General features: G+C 58.8%; 16 protein-coding genes and 1 tRNA gene. 15 read left to right on the top strand and 2 right to left on the bottom strand.

Features of this window, described 5'->3' with window-relative positions; genetic code table 11:
- The first annotated feature begins 10 nt into the window (after positions 1-10).
- The 9 genes from WG622_RS16880 (at position 11) to WG622_RS16840 (ending at position 7,623) form a co-directional block, all read left to right on the top strand.
- Complete coding sequence (locus WG622_RS16880; protein ID WP_339404586.1) at positions 11-916, top strand: haloalkane dehalogenase; 906 nt, start codon at positions 11-13, stop codon at positions 914-916.
- 96 nt (positions 917-1,012) lie between these two features.
- Entirely contained in the window at positions 1,013-1,717 is a 705-nt protein-coding gene (locus WG622_RS16875) for an ABC transporter permease (RefSeq protein ID WP_339404585.1), read from the top strand.
- Positions 1,711-2,424: an ATP-binding cassette domain-containing protein gene (locus tag WG622_RS16870; protein ID WP_339404584.1), complete on the top strand. Its 714-nt coding sequence runs from the start codon at positions 1,711-1,713 to the stop codon at positions 2,422-2,424. The genes WG622_RS16875 and WG622_RS16870 overlap by 7 nt, the downstream gene beginning before the upstream one ends.
- Entirely contained in the window at positions 2,421-3,218 is a 798-nt protein-coding gene (locus WG622_RS16865; protein WP_339404583.1) for an ABC transporter substrate-binding protein, read from the top strand. Before WG622_RS16870 ends, WG622_RS16865 begins: the two co-directional genes overlap by 4 nt.
- On the top strand, positions 3,215-3,631 hold the full coding sequence (locus tag WG622_RS16860) for an NUDIX hydrolase (RefSeq protein ID WP_339404582.1): 417 nt from the start codon (positions 3,215-3,217) through the stop codon (positions 3,629-3,631). The genes WG622_RS16865 and WG622_RS16860 overlap by 4 nt, the downstream gene beginning before the upstream one ends.
- 285 nt (positions 3,632-3,916) lie before the next feature.
- Complete coding sequence (gene repA, locus WG622_RS16855; protein ID WP_339404581.1) at positions 3,917-5,098, top strand: plasmid partitioning protein RepA; 1,182 nt, start codon at positions 3,917-3,919, stop codon at positions 5,096-5,098.
- The gene (gene repB / locus WG622_RS16850; RefSeq protein ID WP_339404580.1) at positions 5,098-6,042 is read left to right on the top strand and encodes a plasmid partitioning protein RepB; all 945 of its coding nucleotides are present in this window, start codon (positions 5,098-5,100) and stop codon (positions 6,040-6,042) included. The genes repA and repB overlap by 1 nt, the downstream gene beginning before the upstream one ends.
- Positions 6,043-6,261: 219 nt before the next feature.
- Complete coding sequence (gene repC, locus WG622_RS16845) at positions 6,262-7,440, top strand: plasmid replication protein RepC (protein ID WP_339404579.1); 1,179 nt, start codon at positions 6,262-6,264, stop codon at positions 7,438-7,440.
- Between the two features lie 107 nt (positions 7,441-7,547).
- Positions 7,548-7,623, top strand: a tRNA-Thr gene (locus tag WG622_RS16840).
- Positions 7,624-7,680: 57 nt separating this feature from the next.
- On the opposite strand, the gene WG622_RS16835 is transcribed toward WG622_RS16840, so the two are convergent.
- Positions 7,681-8,070, bottom strand: coding sequence for a RidA family protein (locus tag WG622_RS16835; RefSeq protein ID WP_339404578.1), 390 nt, complete (start codon positions 8,068-8,070; stop codon positions 7,681-7,683).
- Positions 8,071-8,258: 188 nt separating this feature from the next.
- On the opposite strand from WG622_RS16835, the gene WG622_RS16830 reads away from it, so the two are divergent.
- Genes WG622_RS16830 through WG622_RS16810 form a run of 5 tightly spaced genes read left to right on the top strand, consistent with a single transcriptional unit; the run spans position 8,259 to position 13,068 of the window.
- On the top strand, positions 8,259-9,056 hold the full coding sequence (locus tag WG622_RS16830; protein ID WP_339404577.1) for a creatininase family protein: 798 nt from the start codon (positions 8,259-8,261) through the stop codon (positions 9,054-9,056).
- Positions 9,049-10,275, top strand: coding sequence for an amidohydrolase family protein (locus WG622_RS16825; protein WP_339404576.1), 1,227 nt, complete (start codon positions 9,049-9,051; stop codon positions 10,273-10,275). Before WG622_RS16830 ends, WG622_RS16825 begins: the two co-directional genes overlap by 8 nt.
- Positions 10,272-11,687 carry an FAD-binding oxidoreductase gene (locus tag WG622_RS16820; RefSeq protein WP_339404575.1) on the top strand — a complete coding sequence of 472 codons (1,416 nt, stop codon included), beginning with the start codon at positions 10,272-10,274 and terminating at the stop codon, positions 11,685-11,687. Before WG622_RS16825 ends, WG622_RS16820 begins: the two co-directional genes overlap by 4 nt.
- Entirely contained in the window at positions 11,684-12,583 is a 900-nt protein-coding gene (locus WG622_RS16815) for a TauD/TfdA dioxygenase family protein (protein ID WP_339404574.1), read from the top strand. The genes WG622_RS16820 and WG622_RS16815 overlap by 4 nt, the downstream gene beginning before the upstream one ends.
- Positions 12,580-13,068 (top strand): DUF2165 family protein, encoded by a 489-nt coding sequence (locus WG622_RS16810; protein WP_339404573.1) that lies wholly within the window; start codon positions 12,580-12,582, stop codon positions 13,066-13,068. The genes WG622_RS16815 and WG622_RS16810 overlap by 4 nt, the downstream gene beginning before the upstream one ends.
- A gap of 62 nt (positions 13,069-13,130) precedes the next feature.
- On the opposite strand, the gene WG622_RS16805 is transcribed toward WG622_RS16810, so the two are convergent.
- Complete coding sequence (locus WG622_RS16805) at positions 13,131-16,721, bottom strand: beta strand repeat-containing protein (protein WP_339404572.1); 3,591 nt, start codon at positions 16,719-16,721, stop codon at positions 13,131-13,133.
- A 250-nt stretch (positions 16,722-16,971) separates the two neighbouring features.
- Here WG622_RS16805 and WG622_RS16800 point away from each other — a divergent pair, with 250 nt between their 5' ends.
- Entirely contained in the window at positions 16,972-19,068 is a 2,097-nt protein-coding gene (locus WG622_RS16800; RefSeq protein ID WP_339404571.1) for a tetratricopeptide repeat-containing sulfotransferase family protein, read from the top strand.
- Positions 19,069-19,120: the final 52 nt, after the last annotated feature.

Raw genomic sequence — 19,120 nt, 5'->3', positions numbered from 1 at the left:
AGGAGCTCTCATGAAATCCCTACGCACCCCCGACGACCGCTTCACCGCCCTCCCCGACTACCCCTTCGCCCCAAACTATGCCCAAGTGCCTGACACCGAAGGCGGTCAGCTCCGCCTGCATTACGTCGACGAAGGGCCCGATTTCGCGAACCCCGTCCTGATGCTGCATGGCGAGCCGAGCTGGTCTTACCTCTATCGCCATATGATCCCGATCTTCGCCAAAGCAGGCCATCGCGCCCTCGCCCCGGACCTGATCGGCTTTGGCAAATCCGACAAACCGACGGAACGCTCTGACTACACCTATCAGCGCCATGTGATGTGGATGAACGACTGGCTTGCGCAGATGGATCTGCAAAACATCACGCTGGTCTGTCAGGACTGGGGCGGCCTCATCGGCTTGCGGCTTGTGGCCCTGAACCCCTCCCGTTTTGCGCGGATCGTTGTGGCCAACACAGCCCTGCCGACCGGAGACCACCCGATGGGCGAAGCCTTCCTAGGCTGGCGCGCATACTCTCAGGACGTCGAGCATTTCAACGCAGGCCGCATCGTCCACGGGGGCACCACCTCTAAGCTGACCGAAGCCGAGATCGCCGCCTATAACGCCCCCTACCCCGACGCCTCCTATCAAGCCGGCGCGCGGCAGCTCCCGATGCTGGTTCCCATAAGCCCCGACAACCCCGCCTCCGAGCCGAACCGGCAGGCCTGGGCCACGCTCATGGGCCTGAATATCCCGATCCTCACGCTCTTTGGAGCGGATGATAGAATCATGGCGGGGGTCGAGCGCGTGTTCCAGAAACTCTTGCCGGGCACGCAGGGTCAGGATCACGCGGTTTTGCCGGGTGCGGGCCATTTCCTGCAAGAAGACGTCGGCCCCGAGCTCGCGCAACGCACGTTGGATTTCATCGCCAAAGGCTGATTTCGCGCCCATTCGGTCGGTTTTGCACTGGCCTCCCCTGCCCTTGCGGGTCTAAAGCTGAGACCCACCCACGTTGTCACAGGGGCTGCCACCTAAATGGGCGATATTCTTCAGGGTCTTTACGAGGCGGGACGGCTGATCGTCACGCTGGATGCGGACCTGCTCGAAATCTCACTTCGGTCGCTCTACGTGACCCTGACGGCTGTGGCGATTGCTGCGCTGATCGGGTTACCCATGGGCGCGTGGCTGGCGGTGCGCAGGTTTCGCTATCGCCGGTCAGTCATTGCGCTTTTGAACGCGCTGATGGGTTTGCCGCCGGTGGTTGTCGGGCTGATCGTCTACCTTTTGCTCAGCAGATCCGGGCCTTTCGGCGTCTTCGGCCTGTTGTTCACGCCCACGGCCATGATCATTGCGCAGGTGATCATCATCACACCCTTGGTGGCCTCGATTGCCCATCAGGCGATCCGAGAGCTGTGGGCGGAGTACCATGACCTGCTGATTTCCCTGAACACCACGCGCGGCCAGCGCATGCGGACGCTGATCTGGGACGGTCGGCGGGCTTTGTTAACGGCCGCGCTCGCAGGCTTTGGCCGCGGTATTGGCGAAGTCGGGGCGATCATGATTGTGGGCGGCAATATTGACCATGTGACGCGGGTTCTGACCACTGCGATTGCTCTGGAAACCGGCAAGGGCGATTTCGCGCTGGCGCTTGGGTTAGGCTTTGTGCTGATCTTCCTTGCGATCATCGTCAACCTGCTGATCCATAGCCTCAGCCAGACCGAGGTGCGTGGGCGATGGTAGCAATATACCCCATTAACTTAGATGGCGTCGAGGTGCGCAGGTCCGGCAAATGCCTGCTGGGCCCGCTGGACCTGACCCTTGCGCCTGAGGGCTTTACCATCGTCATGGGCCCCAATGGCGCGGGCAAATCCACCTTGCTTAAGACATTGCACGGGATGGAGCGCGTCAGAGGCGGCACCCGCACCTGGGCCGTGCCTGAAACCGAGGCGCTGAAACGGCAGGCTTTCGTCTTTCAGACCCCGGTCGTGATGCGCCGCACTGTTCTGGACAACGTCGCCTATCCTCTGACCCTGCGAGGCCTATCAAAACGCGAGGCACAGGCGGCCGCGCAAGGCTGGCTCTCTGTGGTGGGCCTCAGCAAAGCGGCCGCGCAGCGGGCGTCGGATCTTTCCGGTGGGGAACGTCAGAAGATGGCTCTGGCGCGGGCGCTGATCACAGAGCCTGAGGTTCTGTTGCTTGATGAGCCCTGCGCCAATCTGGACGGTCAGGCCACCCGCGAGATCGAAAGCCTTTTGCTGGACGCCCATAAGAACGGCATGCGGATCGTGATGGCGACCCATGACCACGGGCAGGCGCGCAGGCTGGCGAGTGAGGTTTTGTTCCTGCACAAGGGCAAGCTTTTGGAACAGACCCCTGCCCCGCAGTTTTTTGAGACCCCCCAAACACCTGAGGCCAAAGCCTTTATTGCCGGAGATATTGTTGCATGAAATGGACAGCCCTCGCCCTGTCGCTGACGCTTGGTTGCTCGGTACAAGCCGATGAGATGACGCTGGCCGTGACCACCTCATTTCACAATTCTGGGTTGAGTGACGTTCTCTTGCCAGAGATCAAAGACGATCTGGATCTAGAGGTTCATTTGCTGGTTGTCGGCACGGGGCAAGCGCTGCGCCTTGGGGCCTCTGGCGACGTGGATGCGATCCTTGTGCATAGCAAATCCGCCGAGGAGGACTTTGTCGCAAGCCCCGCAGGCACCCATCGCACAGAGATCATGTACAATGATTTTGTGATCGTCGGACCGAGCGAAGATCCCGCTGGTTTAACGGGCGTTGCACAGGCCGCCGAGGCGTTGACAGCGATCCAAGCCGCGGGCGCGCTCTATGTGTCGCGTGGCGATGACAGCGGCACGCATAAGAAAGAGCGCGCGCTTTGGGCAGCGGCGGATCTGGACCCTGACGCATTTGATCCGGCCTGGTATCGCGAGGTGGGCGCGGGCATGGGAGCGAGCCTCAATACGGCGTCGGCGATGAACGCCTATATCCTGACCGACCGGGCAAGCTGGCTGAAGTTCGGCAACAAAGGAGACCTCGCGATCCTGTTTGAAGGCGATCCGGTGTTGTTTAATCAGTACGCTTACCTGCCTGTGAATGTCGCAACCTTTCCTCATGTGAACGCGGAGGCTGCGGCGCAGCTTGAGGGCTGGCTGACTTCGGACTCCGCCCGCGACTTGATCGATGGCTACACTTTGGAGGGTGAGACTCTCTTCACCTTCAACGCCAAATGAGCACGCAGATCCCCAAGGTCGGCGCCATTGCCGTTGTCCTACGCAACGGAGAATTCCTGATGGCGCAACGGGGCAAAGACCCGGGACGCGGGCTTTGGGGCTTTCCCGGTGGCCACGTGGAATTTGGCGAAACAGCTCAGGCCGCGGCGGTGCGAGAATTGCGAGAGGAAACCACGGTTGAAGCCGCGGCCTTGGAGTATCTGACTTGCGTGGATGTGGTCGGGCAGGGGCATCACTATCTGATTGCCGCCGTGCTTTGTGCCTATCAGAGCGGTGAACCGACGGCGATGGATGACGCGGCCGACGCCCGTTGGATGTCGCTTAAGGAGCTAAAGTCGGGGAAATACCCGCTAAGCCCCGATGTCCTGCGCGTCGCTGAATTGGCCGTTGAGCGTGCAAACCAGCGCGGTTGACAGCTGTCAACTGGCGCGGTTTAGTGCCCACATTAGACTCTGGTTTAGGCTCTAATTCCTCAATTTAGACCCTGATCGCCGACTTTTCGATCTGGCCAAAATCGGGCGCAACTTTTGCGAGTCAGCCCTGTGGAAAAAACCCTTGCCAGAATCTCCTGCCCAAAAGATAATTACGCAAAATACTGTTTAAAACGGGTTTAACCGTAACAAACGGCAGAAGCTGATAATAACGACCCCGACTTGAGGCAACCTAAAACAAGACCGGGCCAAAATACAGAGGGCAGAATGAACTCGGGCCAAGAACGCATTGATGTATTGGTGGGAGACCACGCCGCGCGCTTGTCAGAACGTCTGCAAGCGCATCGTGAGCAGTTGTTTCCCCCTAACGCTCGGAAACAATTGAGAAAATTCACTTCTGGTGAAGCTGCGGAGCTGCTAGGCGTTAAGGATGCCTACCTGCGGAAACTGCATTTGGAAGGCCGCGGCCCAGAACCAGAGATCCGCGCCGGCGGGCGTCGGTATTATTCGCCTGAGGATGTGCAAAATCTGCGTGAACTCCTTGAAATTGGGGCGAAAATTCCGGGCACCTACCTGCCTGGACGCCGCGAAGGCGACCATCTGCAGGTGATCACCGTGATCAACTTCAAGGGCGGATCGGGTAAAACCACCACCTCGGCCCACCTCGCGCAGAAGATGGCGCTGGATGGGTATCGCGTTTTGGCCATTGATCTGGACCCTCAAGCGAGCTTCAGCGCCCTGCATGGATTCCAACCGGAATTTGACCTCTTGGACGGCGGAACCCTCTATGATGCGATCCGATATGAGGACCCAGTTCCCGTCGAGAGCATTATACAAAACACATATTTCACCAACCTCGATATCATCCCTGGCAACCTGGACCTTATGGAATTCGAACATGAGACCCCTCGGGCCATTTCGGAACGCACCGGTAACCTTTTCTTTACCAGGGTTGGCGACGTCTTAGGTCAGATCGAGGCAGATTATGACGTTGTGGTCATGGACTGCCCTCCTCAACTGGGGTTCCTGACCATGAGCGCATTAAGTGCCGCCACTGCCGTTCTTGTGACCGTCCATCCGCAAATGCTGGATGTGATGTCCATGTGCCAGTTCCTCTTGATGACATCTAACCTTTTGGGGGTTGTGGCCGAGGCTGGCGGAGACATGTCGTATGACTGGATGCGCTATGTGGTGACGCGATACGAGCCCGGTGATGGGCCGCAGAACCAGATGGTGAGCTTCATGCGCTCGATGTTTGGCGATCACGTGTTGAACCATCCGGTGTTGAAATCCACCGCGATCTCGGATGCGGGGATCACCAAGCAGACCCTCTACGAGGTCGAGAAATCTCAGTTCACACGCAGCACCTATGACCGCGCGATGGAAAGCCTGAACGCGGTGAATGGCGAGATCGAAGCGCTGGTGCAGCAAGCATGGGGGCGTAGCTGATGGCACGGAAGAACCTGTTGCAAGGTCTGATGGATGAGGCCAAGGGCGACGCGCCCGCGCCAGCGAAGACAACGGCGACGCCGAAATATACCAAGGGGGCGATTGGGGCGGTGTCTCAGTCGATCCAAGAGTTGAAAGCGCGCTCGGTGATCGAGGTCGATCCTCGGATGGTGGATGCTGCCGGTGTTGCGGACCGGTTGGAAGAGGATGACGCGGATCATGCCGCCCTCGTGGAGTCGATCCGCGAGTATGGTCAGCAAGTGCCGGTGCTTCTGCGCCCGAACCCGAATTATCCGGAACGCTATCAGGTCGTCTATGGCCGCCGCCGTCTGCGCGCGATCAAAGAGCTGGGGCTGCAGGTCAAAGCGCTGATCCGCGATCTGGACGACCGCGCGTTGATCCTTGCCCAAGGCCAAGAGAACACCGCCCGCAAGGACCTGACCTTCATCGAACGCGCGAATTTCGCCCGTCAGATGCGGGACGGTGGCTATGACCGCAAAGTCATCGGCGACGCGCTGCATGTGGACAAGACCGTGATCTCTCGGATGTTGTCGGTGGCGGATGTGATCCCTGTGGCTTTGATCGAGGCCATCGGCCCTGCCCCCTCTGTGGGTCGAGATCGCTGGCTCGCGCTGAAAGACGCGATGGATCGCACCAGCGTTGCGGCTGAGGACGCGATTGGCCTGATCGACGCCGAAATGTCCTCGGACCACCGCTTCAAAGCGCTGCTTGAATCGCTTGAAGCCCGGATGAGGAAACCGAAGACGGCCCCCAAGATCGAAGCCGCCACGGTCAAGGACGAGAGCGGCGCAGAGCTTGCCACCGCGAAATGGGCTGGCGGCAAAATGACGATGACGTTGAAAGCAGACGGCGGCTTTGATCGCTGGCTAGCGGACAACCTGACGGAGATTCACCAGAGCTGGAAAAATCAGACTGGAGAATAGGGCAGGGGACCCCCTTGCCCCTTTGGATGAGCAACGAGCAGAACGGAGGCACGACCAAGACGGAGAAAAATTAAAGCCCCTCGGAAAGTAATCGCTGAGGATCAATCCCAAGAGGCCCTAATTCGTGTTTTAGCACCTCCGAATCTAGTGCCCCGCGTTGACAGCTGTCAACAGGCGTCGGACTCCGACGGGCAAAAAATCTTTGTCTCGTGAAAATTTATGGAAGCTTTGACAATGACGCCTTTCGGGCGGCAGCCGGTGACGGCTGGCCTGATGAAACAGGTCGCCCAGATGCGCGAGGATCGCCCCCTACCCCTCGTGAACAAATGGGAGGTTCTGCGAAACCTGACGACGGCCGCGCAGGACTTTGGCCTGAACCGGTCTGCCCTTGTGGTACTGCAAGCCCTGTTAAGTTTTCACAAATCGGCAGAGCTGGGCACAGACGGCCTTGTGGTCTTCCCATCCAACCGAACGCTCGCCACCCGCGCCCATGGCATGCCCGAAAGCACGCTGCGTCGAAATCTGGCTCTCCTCGTGAAAGCCGGACTGATTGCGCGCCACGACAGCCCGAACGGCAAACGCTATGCAGTGCGTCGCGGCAAAGACATCACCCGCGCCTTTGGGTTCGATCTAACCCCTCTGGTACAAAACGCAGACCGGATCGCGATGGCCGCGCAAGACGCGCATCACCGCGCCGAAGAGATCCATGCTCTGCGCGAAAAAGCCATGCTGCTGAAACGCGACGCCTGGAAGCTTTTGGAATTTGCCAAGCTCAACGGCATTGAAGGTCCGTGGGAGGCCCTGGAGGCCGCCCTCAACGCCTCTCAAGCCCAATTGCGCCGCAAGCTCGGGGTCGACCAGCTAAATGCTCTCTGTGAGGCCCTCAGCGCCTCTGTGGATGAATTGACGGATATCCTGACACCGACACCCCCAAAACCAGAAGAAACGAGCGCCTGTGACGATCAAAATGAGCGGCACATACAGAATTCAAATAAAAATAAATTAGAATCTGAAATCGCAGAGAAAACAGCGCAGGATGAAAAACCTGCGGCCCCAACCAACGTCCCGATTGGGGTGATCAAGCAAGCCTGCCCAGATATCTTGCCATATGCCATCGAAGGGCTGGCGCATAACCACGATCTGGTCGAAACCGCGCATCGATTGCACGGGATGATGGGAATCACCTCAGAGGTCTGGCAGCGTGCCATGCGGATCATGGGCGCGGATCAGGCGGCTTTAACGCTGGCCTGTATGCTGCAAAAGATCGATACGATCCGAAACCCAGGCGGCTATCTGCGCCATCTGACGAAACGCGCCGAAAGCGGAGAGTTCCACGTCTGGCCCATGCTGCGTGCCTTGCTGCCGGATACCGGCCATAGGGCAGGGGAGGCTGCTTGAAGCCCTGCGGTTGACAGCTGTCAACTTGGGTCTCGTCAACTCTTGTGACGGATCGTGATAAATCCCTCTTGCGTCGGCGGAAAGCTTTGATTAAACGACGCTCCAGTGCCCCTATAGCTCAGCTGGTAGAGCAACTGATTTGTAATCAGTGGGTCCGCGGTTCGAGTCCGTGTGGGGGCACCATTTTTCCTTATATATCAAAGGTTTTGGCGCAAATCACGCGGCGAGAAATCGCGTGTTCTAAGGCGCGGCCGCCAGAACCTCGACTTCGACCTTGAACTCTGGGCGGGTGAATCCCGAGACAATCAAGAGTGTGGAACTGGGCAAACGCTCGACATCTGCCTTGAATTGATCTCGGGCCTGCATATATCCCGCCATATGAGCGCGGTCGGTGACATAGGCTGAGATATGCGCCACGTCTCCCGGGGTCATACCCGCCTCTTTCAGAATGGCGCGGATGTTTTCAAAACAGATCACGGCCTGATCAAACGCATCTTCTGGAATGTCATCCTCAGCCGTTATCCCGAGCTGGCCAGAGGTCTGAACGATCCGCCAGCCCGCAGGAATTTCGACCCCATGCGCATAACGGGCAAAGGGAGGGCGGATGTTGGACGGAACCAGGCTTTTCATATCGTTTAGGCCTCTTTGAAATTTCCTCTTGCCCCTTTGCTGCGTTTTTGTCAGCCTTGGCGCATCTCTGGCACGGATGCTTCCAAAGGGCCACGCAATATCTTTTTCGTCAAGGAGGACGATATGAAGACGCGTGACCACGTGCCGGATCTCCGGATTTATTTTGCTGCCAGCTTTCGGGCCGCCCCATGAGTGTGCAGGGCTATTGGGCTGACCTGAAGGCCCCGGATTTTGCGGACCTGCCAGAGGATCTGGTGGCGGTCCTGCCGATTGGTGCGACCGAGCAACATGGGCCGCATCTGCCGGTCTCTGTCGACACGGATCTGATCACAGGGGTGGCTTCGCGGATGCTAACCGCGCTTAACCCTGCGCAGAACGTTCTGGTGCTGCCAGCCCTCACTGTGACCAAATCCGGCGAGCATGACCGCTTTCCCGGCACGCTCAGCCTGACGGCGGACACTCTGATGGCGGTGTTGCGCGATATTGGCGCGTCGCTGGCACGCGCAGGGGTGCGGCGGCTCGTGCTGTTTAACGGGCACGGCGGCAATACGGCGGTTCTTGAGATCATCGCGCGGGATCTGCGCATCGCGCATGATATGATTGTGGTGCACGCCTCGTGGTTTGGCTTTGCGGACTATGAGGGCGTGATTGATCAGGCATCCCTCGCACATGACATCCACGCGGGCGACAGTGAGACATCTCCGATGCTCGCGCTAAAACCGCATCTGGTGGACATGCGCAAAGCACAGGACTTCCGCCCTGCGATGGAGGGTTGGGCGGAGAGTCATCCGCAGATCGGTCTGGCGGGCCAGCCCGCGCGGCCAGGCTGGATCATCGGGGATCTGTCTGACAGCGGCGCCTGTGGGAACGCGGCTGCGGCGACGGCGGAAAAAGGGCAGGCGTTGCTGGACAGTGCGGGCAAGGGCTTTGCCGACTTCCTCGCGAATTTTGCCCGTTTCGATCATCGCAAGGCCCAAGATGACTGAGGCTCTGAGTTTCGCCAACGCGCTCTTGCCGAAAAGCCTGTTGCGCGATCCTGACCGGCTGGGCGGCCAGTCCGTCGGCGATTGCCTGAACGGAGACCTCACGGTCCGAAACGGGCGGATCATCGGGCTGACCGAGCCCACACAGACGCATCCACCCCGCTTGGTGATGCCGCCTCTGGCAGAATGTCACGTCCACTTGGACAAGTGTTTCACTTTCTCTCGCCTGTCCTACCAAGGCGGCGACCTGAGTGCCGCGATTGAGGCACAGGCGCTGGATCGGGCTGGATGGACCGCAGGGGATATCCGCCAACGTTCGACACGTGCGGTGGGCAACCTTTTGGCCTCTGGCTGCCGCAGGCTGCGAACCCACGTCGATTGGTCCTATGGCCCGGATGCAGCCACGCCGCCCCTGGCATGGCACGTTTTGGCCGAGGTTGCCGAGGCGTTTCGCGGCCAAGCCGAGATTCAGCTCGCGCCTTTGGTATCGATTGAGGATCTGGCCGACCGGGCAGCAGCCGACGCCATTGCGCGGGTCTGTGCTGCCTCTTCCAAGGTTCTCGGGGCGTTTGTGTTTGGGCAAGCCGAGCAGGCGCAGGGGATTGAGAATGCCTTTGCTGTGGCGAAGGACCATGATCTGGCTCTGGATTTCCACGTGGATGAAACCCTGGACGCCAGCTTTCACGGGCTAGAATTGATCGCCGATGCTGCTTTGACATTTCGGCTGGATCGGCCGGTTCTCTGCGGGCATGCCTGCAACCTCGCCACCAAACCCGAAGCAGATCGCGCGCGCATCATCGACAAGCTGGCGCGGGCTGGGATCACGATTGCGGTTTTGCCAACGACCAACCTCTATTTGCAGGGGCGGGGAGATCCTATGGGGCGCGGCATGGCCCCCGTGCGGGCCTTGCAAGCCGGCGGTGTGCCGGTTGTGGTCGGTACAGACAATGTCGAGGATGCGTTCTTTCCTCTGGGGCGGTTTGATCCGCGCTCGGCGCTGGACCTTGCCGTGTCTGTCGCGCATCTGGATCCGCCGTTTGGGAGTTATCTTCCAATGATAACAACAACTTCAGAGCAAGCGATGGGATTTAGCCCAAGCTGGATCGATCAGACGGACGTCAAGGATCTGCTGATCTATGACGTGGCTTCTGTTGCGAATTTCATCACATCACACACCACACCCGCGCCTTTGCGCGATGCCCTCAAAGGAGCTAAGACATGAGTTCCATATCTGGAAAAACGACGATTGACTGGGCCGCCTTCGCCCAAAGGCTCGCGCCTGTTGAAGTGATTGACGAGCCTGTCCTGATCAAGAAACGCTCTCGCGATTTCTTTTGGTACAGCCCGATCCTGAATGACCAGCTCAAGCGGTGCTTTGGAGATCTGGTGGCGCTTCCGAAGACCACCCAAGAGCTGGCACACTGCCTGAGCGAAGCCTTTGCCGCCGAGGTGCCGGTTGTCATTCGTGGCGGCGGCACTGGGAACTACGGGCAGGCGGTTCCGGTTGAGGGCGGGTTGATCCTCGATATGACCAGAATGTCCGAAATCCTAGAGATCGGAGAGGGCTTTGTGCGCGTGCAGGCGGGCGCTTTGATGAAGGACATCAACGAGGCCCTTTTGGCGACGGGGCAGGAAATGGCCATGTTCCCCTCTACCAAGGACATCGCCACCATTGGCGGATTTGTGGCGGGGGGGTCCGTCGGGATCGGGTCGCTGGCGACGGGCGCTTTGCGCGAAGCGGGGAACCTGATGGCTCTGTCGGCGATGAGCGTCGAGGCCAGCCCCCAAGAACGCGTGTTTACTGGGACTGACGTGATGAAGATCCACCATGCCTGGGGGCTGAACGGCGTCATCACCGAAGTCACGCTTCGTACTGTGCCAACCCGCGATTGGATCGCCGCTATGGTAACATTCGAGGATTATGAGACCGCCTACGCGACAGCCTACGCTTTGGCGACAACAGACCATATCGCACCCAAGCTTGTCAGCGTCGTCGATGCGCGGATCGTGGATTACTTCCCACGCCTGAAAGGTCATGTGCGGGCGGGCAAAGAGTTAGTCGTCAGCTATGTGCCGCGTGAAGATCTGGCCACCTTCACCCAGATGGCCGAAGCAGGCGGAGGCGTGGTCGACCTTGCCATGGACGACACCGAGCGCGAGTCCAAGTCGATCCCGCATGCCTTTGAGTTCTGCTACAACCACACCACGCTTCAGGTGCTGAAATCAGATCGCAGCGCGACCTATCAGCAAATCGGCGTGCCTGTGGCCAGCGATGCCGCGGCGATTGCGCGGTTGCGGCAGGACCTTGGCGAAGAGGTCTGGACGCATCACGAGTTCTATCGCCTGAACGGAGAGGTCGTGTCGATCGACCTGCCGATCATATGGTATTCGACGCCCGAGCGTCTGGCGGAGCTGAATGCGCTTTATGAACGCCACGGCTTTGCGGTCTATGACGCCCATAGTAATCTTGTGGAACGGGGCGGCTTGCATAGCGCGGACTACAGCCATCTGGCGTGGAAGAAACGCATGGATCCAAAGGGGCTTTTGAACAGCGCCAAGTCCGTGGCCTGGCCCATCGTCAAAGACCTCAGCCCCGAAGAGATCGAAGCCAAATCCGTGGAGGCCTCAGAATGACCCAGTTTCAAACCAAACCACTGACGCCGTCTTTCGGTGTAGAAGTCTCGGGAATCGCGCTTAAGGACGTGGTGTCTTCGGGGCATTTCGGCGATCTGCGTGCCTTGTTTGAGGAACATTCCGCTCTGTTGTTCCGGCGGCAGGATTTCGATGATGCGGCGCATATGGAACTGGCTCTGGCCTTTGGGCCGATTGAGGATCGCAAGGCGGACGAGCGCAAGAAAGGCGAGGTCTTTGAGATCCCCAAAGTCACCAATGTCGCCTCGGACAGTTCCCTGAAGGGGGACGACGGGATGCATAAGCTGCATCTGGAATCAAACTTTCTCTGGCATTCTGACAGCACCTTCATGCCGACCCCGGCGCTGACAAATATTCTGACCGCACGGGTGGTGACAACTGAGGGAGGCGCGACCGAGCTGGCCTCGACCCGTGCAGCTTGGGCCGCGATGCCGCAAGATCTGAAGTCGCGCATTCAGGACCGTGGGATCTGGCATCATTATTCCGTATCACGCGCCAAAATCTCGCCAGAGCTGGCCAAACACCCGATGTTTCACAAATGGCCTGCAACCCATTGGAAGTCCGTCTGGACCAATCCGGTGAATGGGCAAGAGTCGCTCTATATCGCGTCGCACGCCTATAAAGTGGATGGCCTGAGCGACGCAGAATCTGTGGCACTGTTGGACGAGCTGATGGAATTTTGCACCCAACCCGCCTTCACATATTCCCATAGCTGGGACGTAGGCGACGTTCTGATCTGGGACCAGCGCGCCGTGCTGCATCGGGGCACGCCCTGGCCTTATGAGCAGCCACGCACCCTGTCCAGCATCTGTTGTTCCATGACCGACAGCGATGGCGTGACAGACATGCGCCTTTCAAGCGACGGGGGTGAGCTGTGATCGACTTTGCGACGTTTCTGACCCTCTGTCAGGCGCTGGCTGTGAGCTTTCTGGCGGCTTGGCTGACGATTGGAGTTTACGAGAACATCCGCCATCCGGACATCAACCGCGTGTTCACAAGCGAGGTGTTGGATCTGGCGCGCCTTCGAGAGGTCTATCCCGAGGTCTATGCGGACGTCCAGCATAGACGGATTGCGAACAAGCGGGTGCAGCACGGGTTGTTTTACCTGATTGTCAGCGCGGAACTCTTGGCGACGGTTCTGCTCTGGACCGGTGCGATCAGCTTGTTTCTGGGTACAGAAACGGCGCCTGTTTTTGCGCTCTTGGGTGTTATGAGCTTCACGACGATCTGGGCGGGGTTCCTGATTGCGGGCAATTGGTTTTGCTATTGGTTCTGCCATGAGGGCGCGCAGAACACGCATTACCAGATGCTGCTGTGGGGACTGGCGACGCTGATTTTTCTGGTCGTGGGGCAGGGGGCTTAGGCCCCAAAATAAAAAGGGCGCCGGAAACATCCGACGCCCTTCTTTTGTCGCGTGGTGTGGTCTTAGAAATCGAAGGTATATTTCGCGGATACAGACTGTTGTGTCGTGTCGCCAAAGAAAGTGGTCGCCATGCCCAGCGACAGCAGGCCTCCGTTCGCCATATCCTGATCGAGGCCGAAGCTGACTTTGGCGTAGGTATCGCTGACCGAGGTCGCGCCACCAGTGAGGCCAGAGCCAAGCACGCTCAGCTGGAAGCCGCCTGCATTCGAGGATTCCGTGCGAACCGCTTCGACGGAGGCAGTGAATACGCCATCAGGCTGTGGCACACGGTATTCTGCACCGAGGCTATATTGGTGGAAGTTCACGGTCTGCGCGCCAACGGTTGCATTGGCCAGAGAGCCTGTCTCTGTGTAGCCATCCACCTTTTGCTGACCGACAAGGGCCTTGCCAAAGCCTGTCAGAACGCCTTCGCCGCCAACATCAAATTCCCGGCTGGCCGAGAAGCTCGCTGTCGCGAAATCGCCGCCGAAACTTGCAAGCGCATCGGGGCTGCCGCCCACGGTCCGCGCCGAGTCTGTCTGGATTGCGCCATAGCTGAGACCGAACCCAAGATCCATGCCGCCCAACGTCGCCAGATAAGTCGCGCTCAGCGCCGCGCCGCGTGCGTCCAGAGCCGTGCTGCCGTCGCGCCCGTTATAGTCAATGACGCTCAGCCCAAGGCCAAAGCGGTTGCCGCTTTGCGATGTCATCATCGAGCCACCTTGAATGAGGCCCATATTCACATCCGTTGAAGCGCTTTTGAAGGTCGACAGAGACGCGCCCGCATAGCCTTGAATACGCTGCGCCGAAGCGGTCAGGTCCAAGCGTGTGGTTTCGCCGGTGGACAGCTCTGCCAGTTCCGCGGCCAGAGTATCTCCGATCGCGCCCGCCAGTTGGGTCGTGCTAGTGCCGCTGGAGAAATCTGTGGTGTTGACGGCCGCATAAGTCGGCGCGGCGGTGCCTTCGGCGGTCGTCACCCAGATCCAATTCGCGTTGCTTGTGGCCGTCGCGAACCCACCGCCGGTTGATGGATCGATATTGGCATCTTCAAACCGATAGACAGCGGCCTCGCCGACATGGGTCATGTTGACCGTGTGATCTGCCACGCGGATCGTTCCGTCGATATTTGCGCTGCTTTCAAGGTTCAGCGTGCCAGAGCCGGTGCCGAGGTGAATGCCATAATTCGTGCCATTGCCGCTGACGAGGATGTCTCCGGTGACGTTGAGCGTGCCTGTGTGGTCTTGCACACGAATGCCAATCGCTTCGACGGTGCTTCCTGCTGTGCCACCATTGGCCGAGACAGTAATATTACCGTTTGAGTTCATGGTGCCGCCGATGCGGTTTATATCCATACCATAGGCATATGCCGATGAGTTTGCTGTTGCGGAGACCGAAATGTCGCCGGAGTTGGTCATTGTGCCGTCCAAAAACAGAACGCTCAGACCTTCTGCAGAGCCAGAATAGGTGACTGCATCTGCTTTGACGGTGATGATGCCAGAGGTTTCGACGACCCCTGTGGACGTAATGCTGCGCACGTAGAGCCCCAGCGCACTTGCGGTGGAAGACCCGGCTTTGACGTCAAGGCTGATGTTGCCGGAGTTCGTCGCTGTGCCGCCGATGTCAGAAAGATAGAGGCCTTCGGCTCCAGCCGTACCACCTGCATGGGCTTTGACCGTGATATTGCCGGAATTGCTGAACGTGCCGCCCTGTGCCACATCGCCCGCTCCAATACCGGTGCCACTCGCTGAGTCCGACGTCGACGTCGCATTAATCGAGATGTTGCCTGTGTTGACAAAGCTGGCCCCTGTTTCAACGCCCCGCAAGTAAAGCCCGCTGGCGCTCACTTCGGAGGTGACGGCACTCACGGAAATCGTGATGTTGCCCGAGTTTTCACCGCTTGCGCCCGTGCGCATAAAGCCGAGGCTCAGGCCCGTAGCATCGGCGCTGCCAGACTGTGCGGATGCACTGAGAGTGATGTCGCCTGAGTTTTTGAATGTCCCGAGCGTATCGGCCACGTAGATACCGTAGGAAGACACGTCGGCCAGGCCTTGGCCTGCGAAGGACAATGTGATGTTGCCTGTGTTGCTAAAGCTCGCGCCCGATTCAACGGCTTGGAAACTGATACCGCTAGGGGTAGCCACACTGGTTCCGCCGAAGTACATTCCCGAACCGCCCAGGTTTCCTTGGCAAAGCCTTGGTGAAGGGGCAGTACAGGTCGCGCTGGTTGGGTTTTTCGTGGTGCCGGTGATCGTAATGTCGCCTGTGTTTGTAAAGTTTGAACTGTCCTGCAAAGTGCGACCTGAAACACCAGTTGCCCAACCGCTCGTGTCGCCTGTCAATGTGATCAGAAGGTTCCCGGTATTCGTGACCTTTGACGTGCCGTGGACGTGGTCGATCTGTAAACCGTAGCCGAAGCCTCCAGCACTTCCACCCGCGTAGACCGTGATGTCGCCCGTGTTTTCAACGGATGCATTGGCGCTGGTCCGGCCGATTTCGCCCAAACGAATGCCATAGGCAGATGCAGATGAATAGGTTCCACCCGCGCCGACCTGGATCGTGCCGGTGTTTTTGAAGGTGCCGTCCGTGTCGCCCGCTCTGATGCCATAGCCTGTCGCCGTGCTTCCCAAAGCGCCAACAATAATGTCCCCAGAGTTGGTCACGGAAGCTCCGCCCGCGATGCTGCCCAGACGCATACCGTAGGCGTTTGCGGAAGAGGACGCCAAGCCGACGGCGATGATGTTCCCGGAATTCGACAGCTGGCCGCTGAGGGTTCCAGTTGCCCGAATACCGTAGGCGTTTGCGGACGACCCCGAGGCCGCCACTGCGATGTTGCCTGAATTGGTAAGGCTACCTGTAGCGCCTATCGTTGATGCGTAAATACCTGTGGCAGAAGCAAAGCTCGCAAGGGCTCCGACGATGATTTCGCCACTGTTTTGGACAGTACCATTAACGGTTGTGAAGCCGAGGCCAGTGGCGTCGGCGCTGCTTGAGGCAGAGGCTCCGACAGCGATTGAGCCAGAGTTGTTGACGGTACCGCCGGCGTTAACCGTATTCGCATAGATGCCCGAAGCCGTCGCGCTGAGTGTGCTGGAGCTAAGAATGCTAAGAGAACCTGAATTGGTCAGAGACCCCGAGACGTTTGCGGCGCGCAGGCCTGCGGCATAGGCGGAGCTGCTGGCCGAATGGGAAACGTCCATTGTGATCGTGCCGGTGTTGGTGAGCGTGCCTTTCACGTCTCCCTGAACGTCGACGCCGATGGCTGTACCAGTGGCCGACATGGAAAGATCGCCATTGACTGTCGCAGTGCCTGAAAGGTCTTGCTGAAAATCAATGGCGGCCCCGTTTCCTACGCCCGTCAAATTGCCGTCCACCGTGAGTGTCTTAGTATAGTCGGCAACATTGATATCGATGATGGCGGTGGAAACCGGGTTGTCTGTGATCGGATTATTGGCGGCGATGGTAATGTCGACATCGCCAAACGGGGCTGCGATGCCCGGTGAGGACAGTGCAATGATCGATACAGACCCAAGCATCAAAGCCGGTGCAATACTTGCGACCTTGCCTTTCCACTTTGTAACGCGCCCGCCGGAATGCCGATGTTGGTTATTATTCATTTGTTGTCGTTCCTCAAAAGCCTGGGCGCGTGTCTTCGAGCCGCTAGGTATCCGCTAGAACCCTGCCTAAGGGTGCGAGAGGGGAATTCAATTACTCGTTTCGCGTGAAACGGCAATTTAGGCCGAAAGTTTATGAGTTAATTCAAATGTTTATAGGCGGAATTTGGGCGCCATAGGGCGCAGGATCTGGAGCTTGACCGTGGAAAATGCCAGATTGCGGGCCATGACTTTAAGGCAGCCGAGGCGACCCATGACCACCCCCACAACCTCCAAACAGCTTTCCCTACAGGATGCGGTTGCGCTTTCGGTTCAGAACTTTCAGCGTGGGGAGTTCAATGCCGTTGTCTACCTGAGTGATCAGATCTTGGCGAAACTGCCTGCCCATGCGGTGGCGCTTCAGCTCAAGGGGCTGGCGGCCTATCGTTTGGGGCAGACCGAGGTCGCGCTGGCGTCCCTTAGAGAGGCCGTCAAAGCGGCCCCCAAGGATGCTGAAATCTGTGCCAATGCGGTCGAGACGTTCCGCCAAGCGGGCGAGACGGAGGAGGCGATCCAGATCGGGGAAGCAGGCCTCGCGCAGGGGTCTCCTACTGTCACTTTGATCGCGAACCTTGGCATTGCCCATTACGACGCGGGTGACTTGGATCGCGCGAAAGAGTTGCATCACACAGCCTTGGAACATGCGCCGCGCCATCTGGCGTCTCTGAACAATCTGGGCAGTATCGCGCGGGACGAAAAAGACCCAGACACCGCCGTCAGCTACTACCGCCGCGCGCTGGAAGTTCAGCCGGAGAATGCAGAGACGCTCGCGAACCTGGCGACGCTTTATATCGAGATCGACAATCTGGCCGAGGCGCAGTCTACGCTGGCCAGCTTGTTTTCGGTGGATCCCAACCACGCGGAAGGCCTGCGCTGTCAGGGGCGCATTCATCTGGCGCGCAGCGAATTGGATGCCGCTGAACGCGCGTTTCAGCGTGCGATCCAGCAGAGCCCGGAGGAGCTGCGGAATTACACCGGCATGTCTCAGGTGATGGTCGAAAAGAACCAGCCAGAGCTGGCGCGGCGGATGGCGGCCAAGGCGTTGGAGTGCGACGGGACGTCGGACCTTGCGCTGCACCAGATGGGGGTTGCCGTGAGCAAGCTCGGCAGCTCTCAGGAGACCGCGGCCTGGTATCACAAAGCCCTGGAGCAGACGCCTGATTTCACGCCGTCTTTGCAAGGTCTCGCGCAGCTTGCGCTAGAGGATGGCGAGAGTGAAACCGCGCGGACCTATTTTGAAAGGGCATTGGAGATTGAACCGGAGGATACCTCGGCACTTGTCGGCCTAAGCCGCGTGTCCAAGATCAAGAGTGAGGACGATGCGGTCTTTCAGGCGCTGGAAGCGGTGTTGCCAGAGGCCTCAGAGATGTCCGTTCAAAGGCAAGTGGCGTACCGCTTTGCCATGGGGGACATCTATGACGGGCTGAAACGCTACGACGAGGCCTTCACGCAATATGCCGAAGCGGCCCGACTGAAACGCGGCACGATCAGCTATGACGCCGATGCCTATGATCGCAAAGTCGATGAAATTATCGCAACCTTTACGCCCGCGTTCATCGACAGCCTGCGCGCCTATGCCAATCCAAGCCTGCGGCCGATGTTCGTGCTGGGCATGCCGCGCTCTGGCACGACGATGACGGAAACCATTCTGGCCAGCCATTCCACCGTCAGCGGGGCTGGAGAACTTGGCGACCTGCAGCATCTCTTTGGGATGGAAGGGCAGGGCGGGTTTCCCGCCAACCTGCGCACTATGACGCCTGCTCAGATCGCAGAGCGGCTGACGGCCTATCTGCAAAAGCTGGCCACGGTTGATCCGGACAGCGCACATGTCACCGACAAGATGCCCGCCAATTTTCACATGCTGGGTGTCATTCATGCTCTGTTTCCGAATGCCAAGGTCATTCACACACGCCGCAGCGCGATGGACATCTGCCTGTCCTGTTTCACGCGCCATTTCGATCGTAGCCAATTGCAAAGCTATGATCTGGTCGAACAGGGGCGCTTTTTCCTTGGGTATCAACGCCTGATGGCGCATTGGGAAAAGGTTTTGCCCGAGGGCGCTTACCTGACTGTGGATTATGAATCCATGGTTGCAGATCCCGAGGTCAATATCCGCGCCATGCTCGCGCATTGTGATCTGCCATGGGAAGAGGCCTGCCTGAATTTCCACCAGACCAAGCGTCGGGTGAAAACCGCGAGCATCACGCAGGTGCGGCAGCCGATCTATCGCAGCTCGGTCGAGAAATGGCGGCGCTACGAGGCCTATCTTGGCCCGCTGATGGATGTGCTGGGCATAGAAGCGTCGCAATAGGGTTGCTTAGAGCGCGGTGATCGCTTTTGAATAAGCGCGCAATTGGAGGGGA

Origin of the sequence: Cognatishimia coralii, assembly GCF_037478305.1 — a bacterium.
Taxonomy (GTDB): domain Bacteria; phylum Pseudomonadota; class Alphaproteobacteria; order Rhodobacterales; family Rhodobacteraceae; genus Cognatishimia; species Cognatishimia coralii.
Note: the sequence above shows the minus strand (reverse complement) of the source record. Positions and strands in the feature narration are given on the sequence as shown.

Excerpts from the sequence above, each read along its gene's own strand:
- WG622_RS16880 (WP_339404586.1), top strand. The coding sequence starts at position 11 with ATGAAATCCCTACGCACCCCCGACGACCGCTTCACCGCCCTCCCCGAC.
- WG622_RS16875 (WP_339404585.1), top strand. The coding sequence starts at position 1,013 with ATGGGCGATATTCTTCAGGGTCTTTACGAGGCGGGACGGCTGATCGTC.
- WG622_RS16870 (WP_339404584.1), top strand. The coding sequence starts at position 1,711 with ATGGTAGCAATATACCCCATTAACTTAGATGGCGTCGAGGTGCGCAGG.
- WG622_RS16865 (WP_339404583.1), top strand. The coding sequence starts at position 2,421 with ATGAAATGGACAGCCCTCGCCCTGTCGCTGACGCTTGGTTGCTCGGTA.
- WG622_RS16860 (WP_339404582.1), top strand. The coding sequence starts at position 3,215 with ATGAGCACGCAGATCCCCAAGGTCGGCGCCATTGCCGTTGTCCTACGC.
- repA (WP_339404581.1), top strand. The coding sequence starts at position 3,917 with ATGAACTCGGGCCAAGAACGCATTGATGTATTGGTGGGAGACCACGCC.
- repB (WP_339404580.1), top strand. The coding sequence starts at position 5,098 with ATGGCACGGAAGAACCTGTTGCAAGGTCTGATGGATGAGGCCAAGGGC.
- repC (WP_339404579.1), top strand. The coding sequence starts at position 6,262 with ATGGAAGCTTTGACAATGACGCCTTTCGGGCGGCAGCCGGTGACGGCT.
- WG622_RS16835 (WP_339404578.1), bottom strand. The coding sequence starts at position 8,070 with ATGAAAAGCCTGGTTCCGTCCAACATCCGCCCTCCCTTTGCCCGTTAT.
- WG622_RS16830 (WP_339404577.1), top strand. The coding sequence starts at position 8,259 with ATGAGTGTGCAGGGCTATTGGGCTGACCTGAAGGCCCCGGATTTTGCG.
- WG622_RS16825 (WP_339404576.1), top strand. The coding sequence starts at position 9,049 with ATGACTGAGGCTCTGAGTTTCGCCAACGCGCTCTTGCCGAAAAGCCTG.
- WG622_RS16820 (WP_339404575.1), top strand. The coding sequence starts at position 10,272 with ATGAGTTCCATATCTGGAAAAACGACGATTGACTGGGCCGCCTTCGCC.
- WG622_RS16815 (WP_339404574.1), top strand. The coding sequence starts at position 11,684 with ATGACCCAGTTTCAAACCAAACCACTGACGCCGTCTTTCGGTGTAGAA.
- WG622_RS16805 (WP_339404572.1), bottom strand. The coding sequence starts at position 16,721 with ATGAATAATAACCAACATCGGCATTCCGGCGGGCGCGTTACAAAGTGG.
- WG622_RS16800 (WP_339404571.1), top strand. The coding sequence starts at position 16,972 with ATGACCACCCCCACAACCTCCAAACAGCTTTCCCTACAGGATGCGGTT.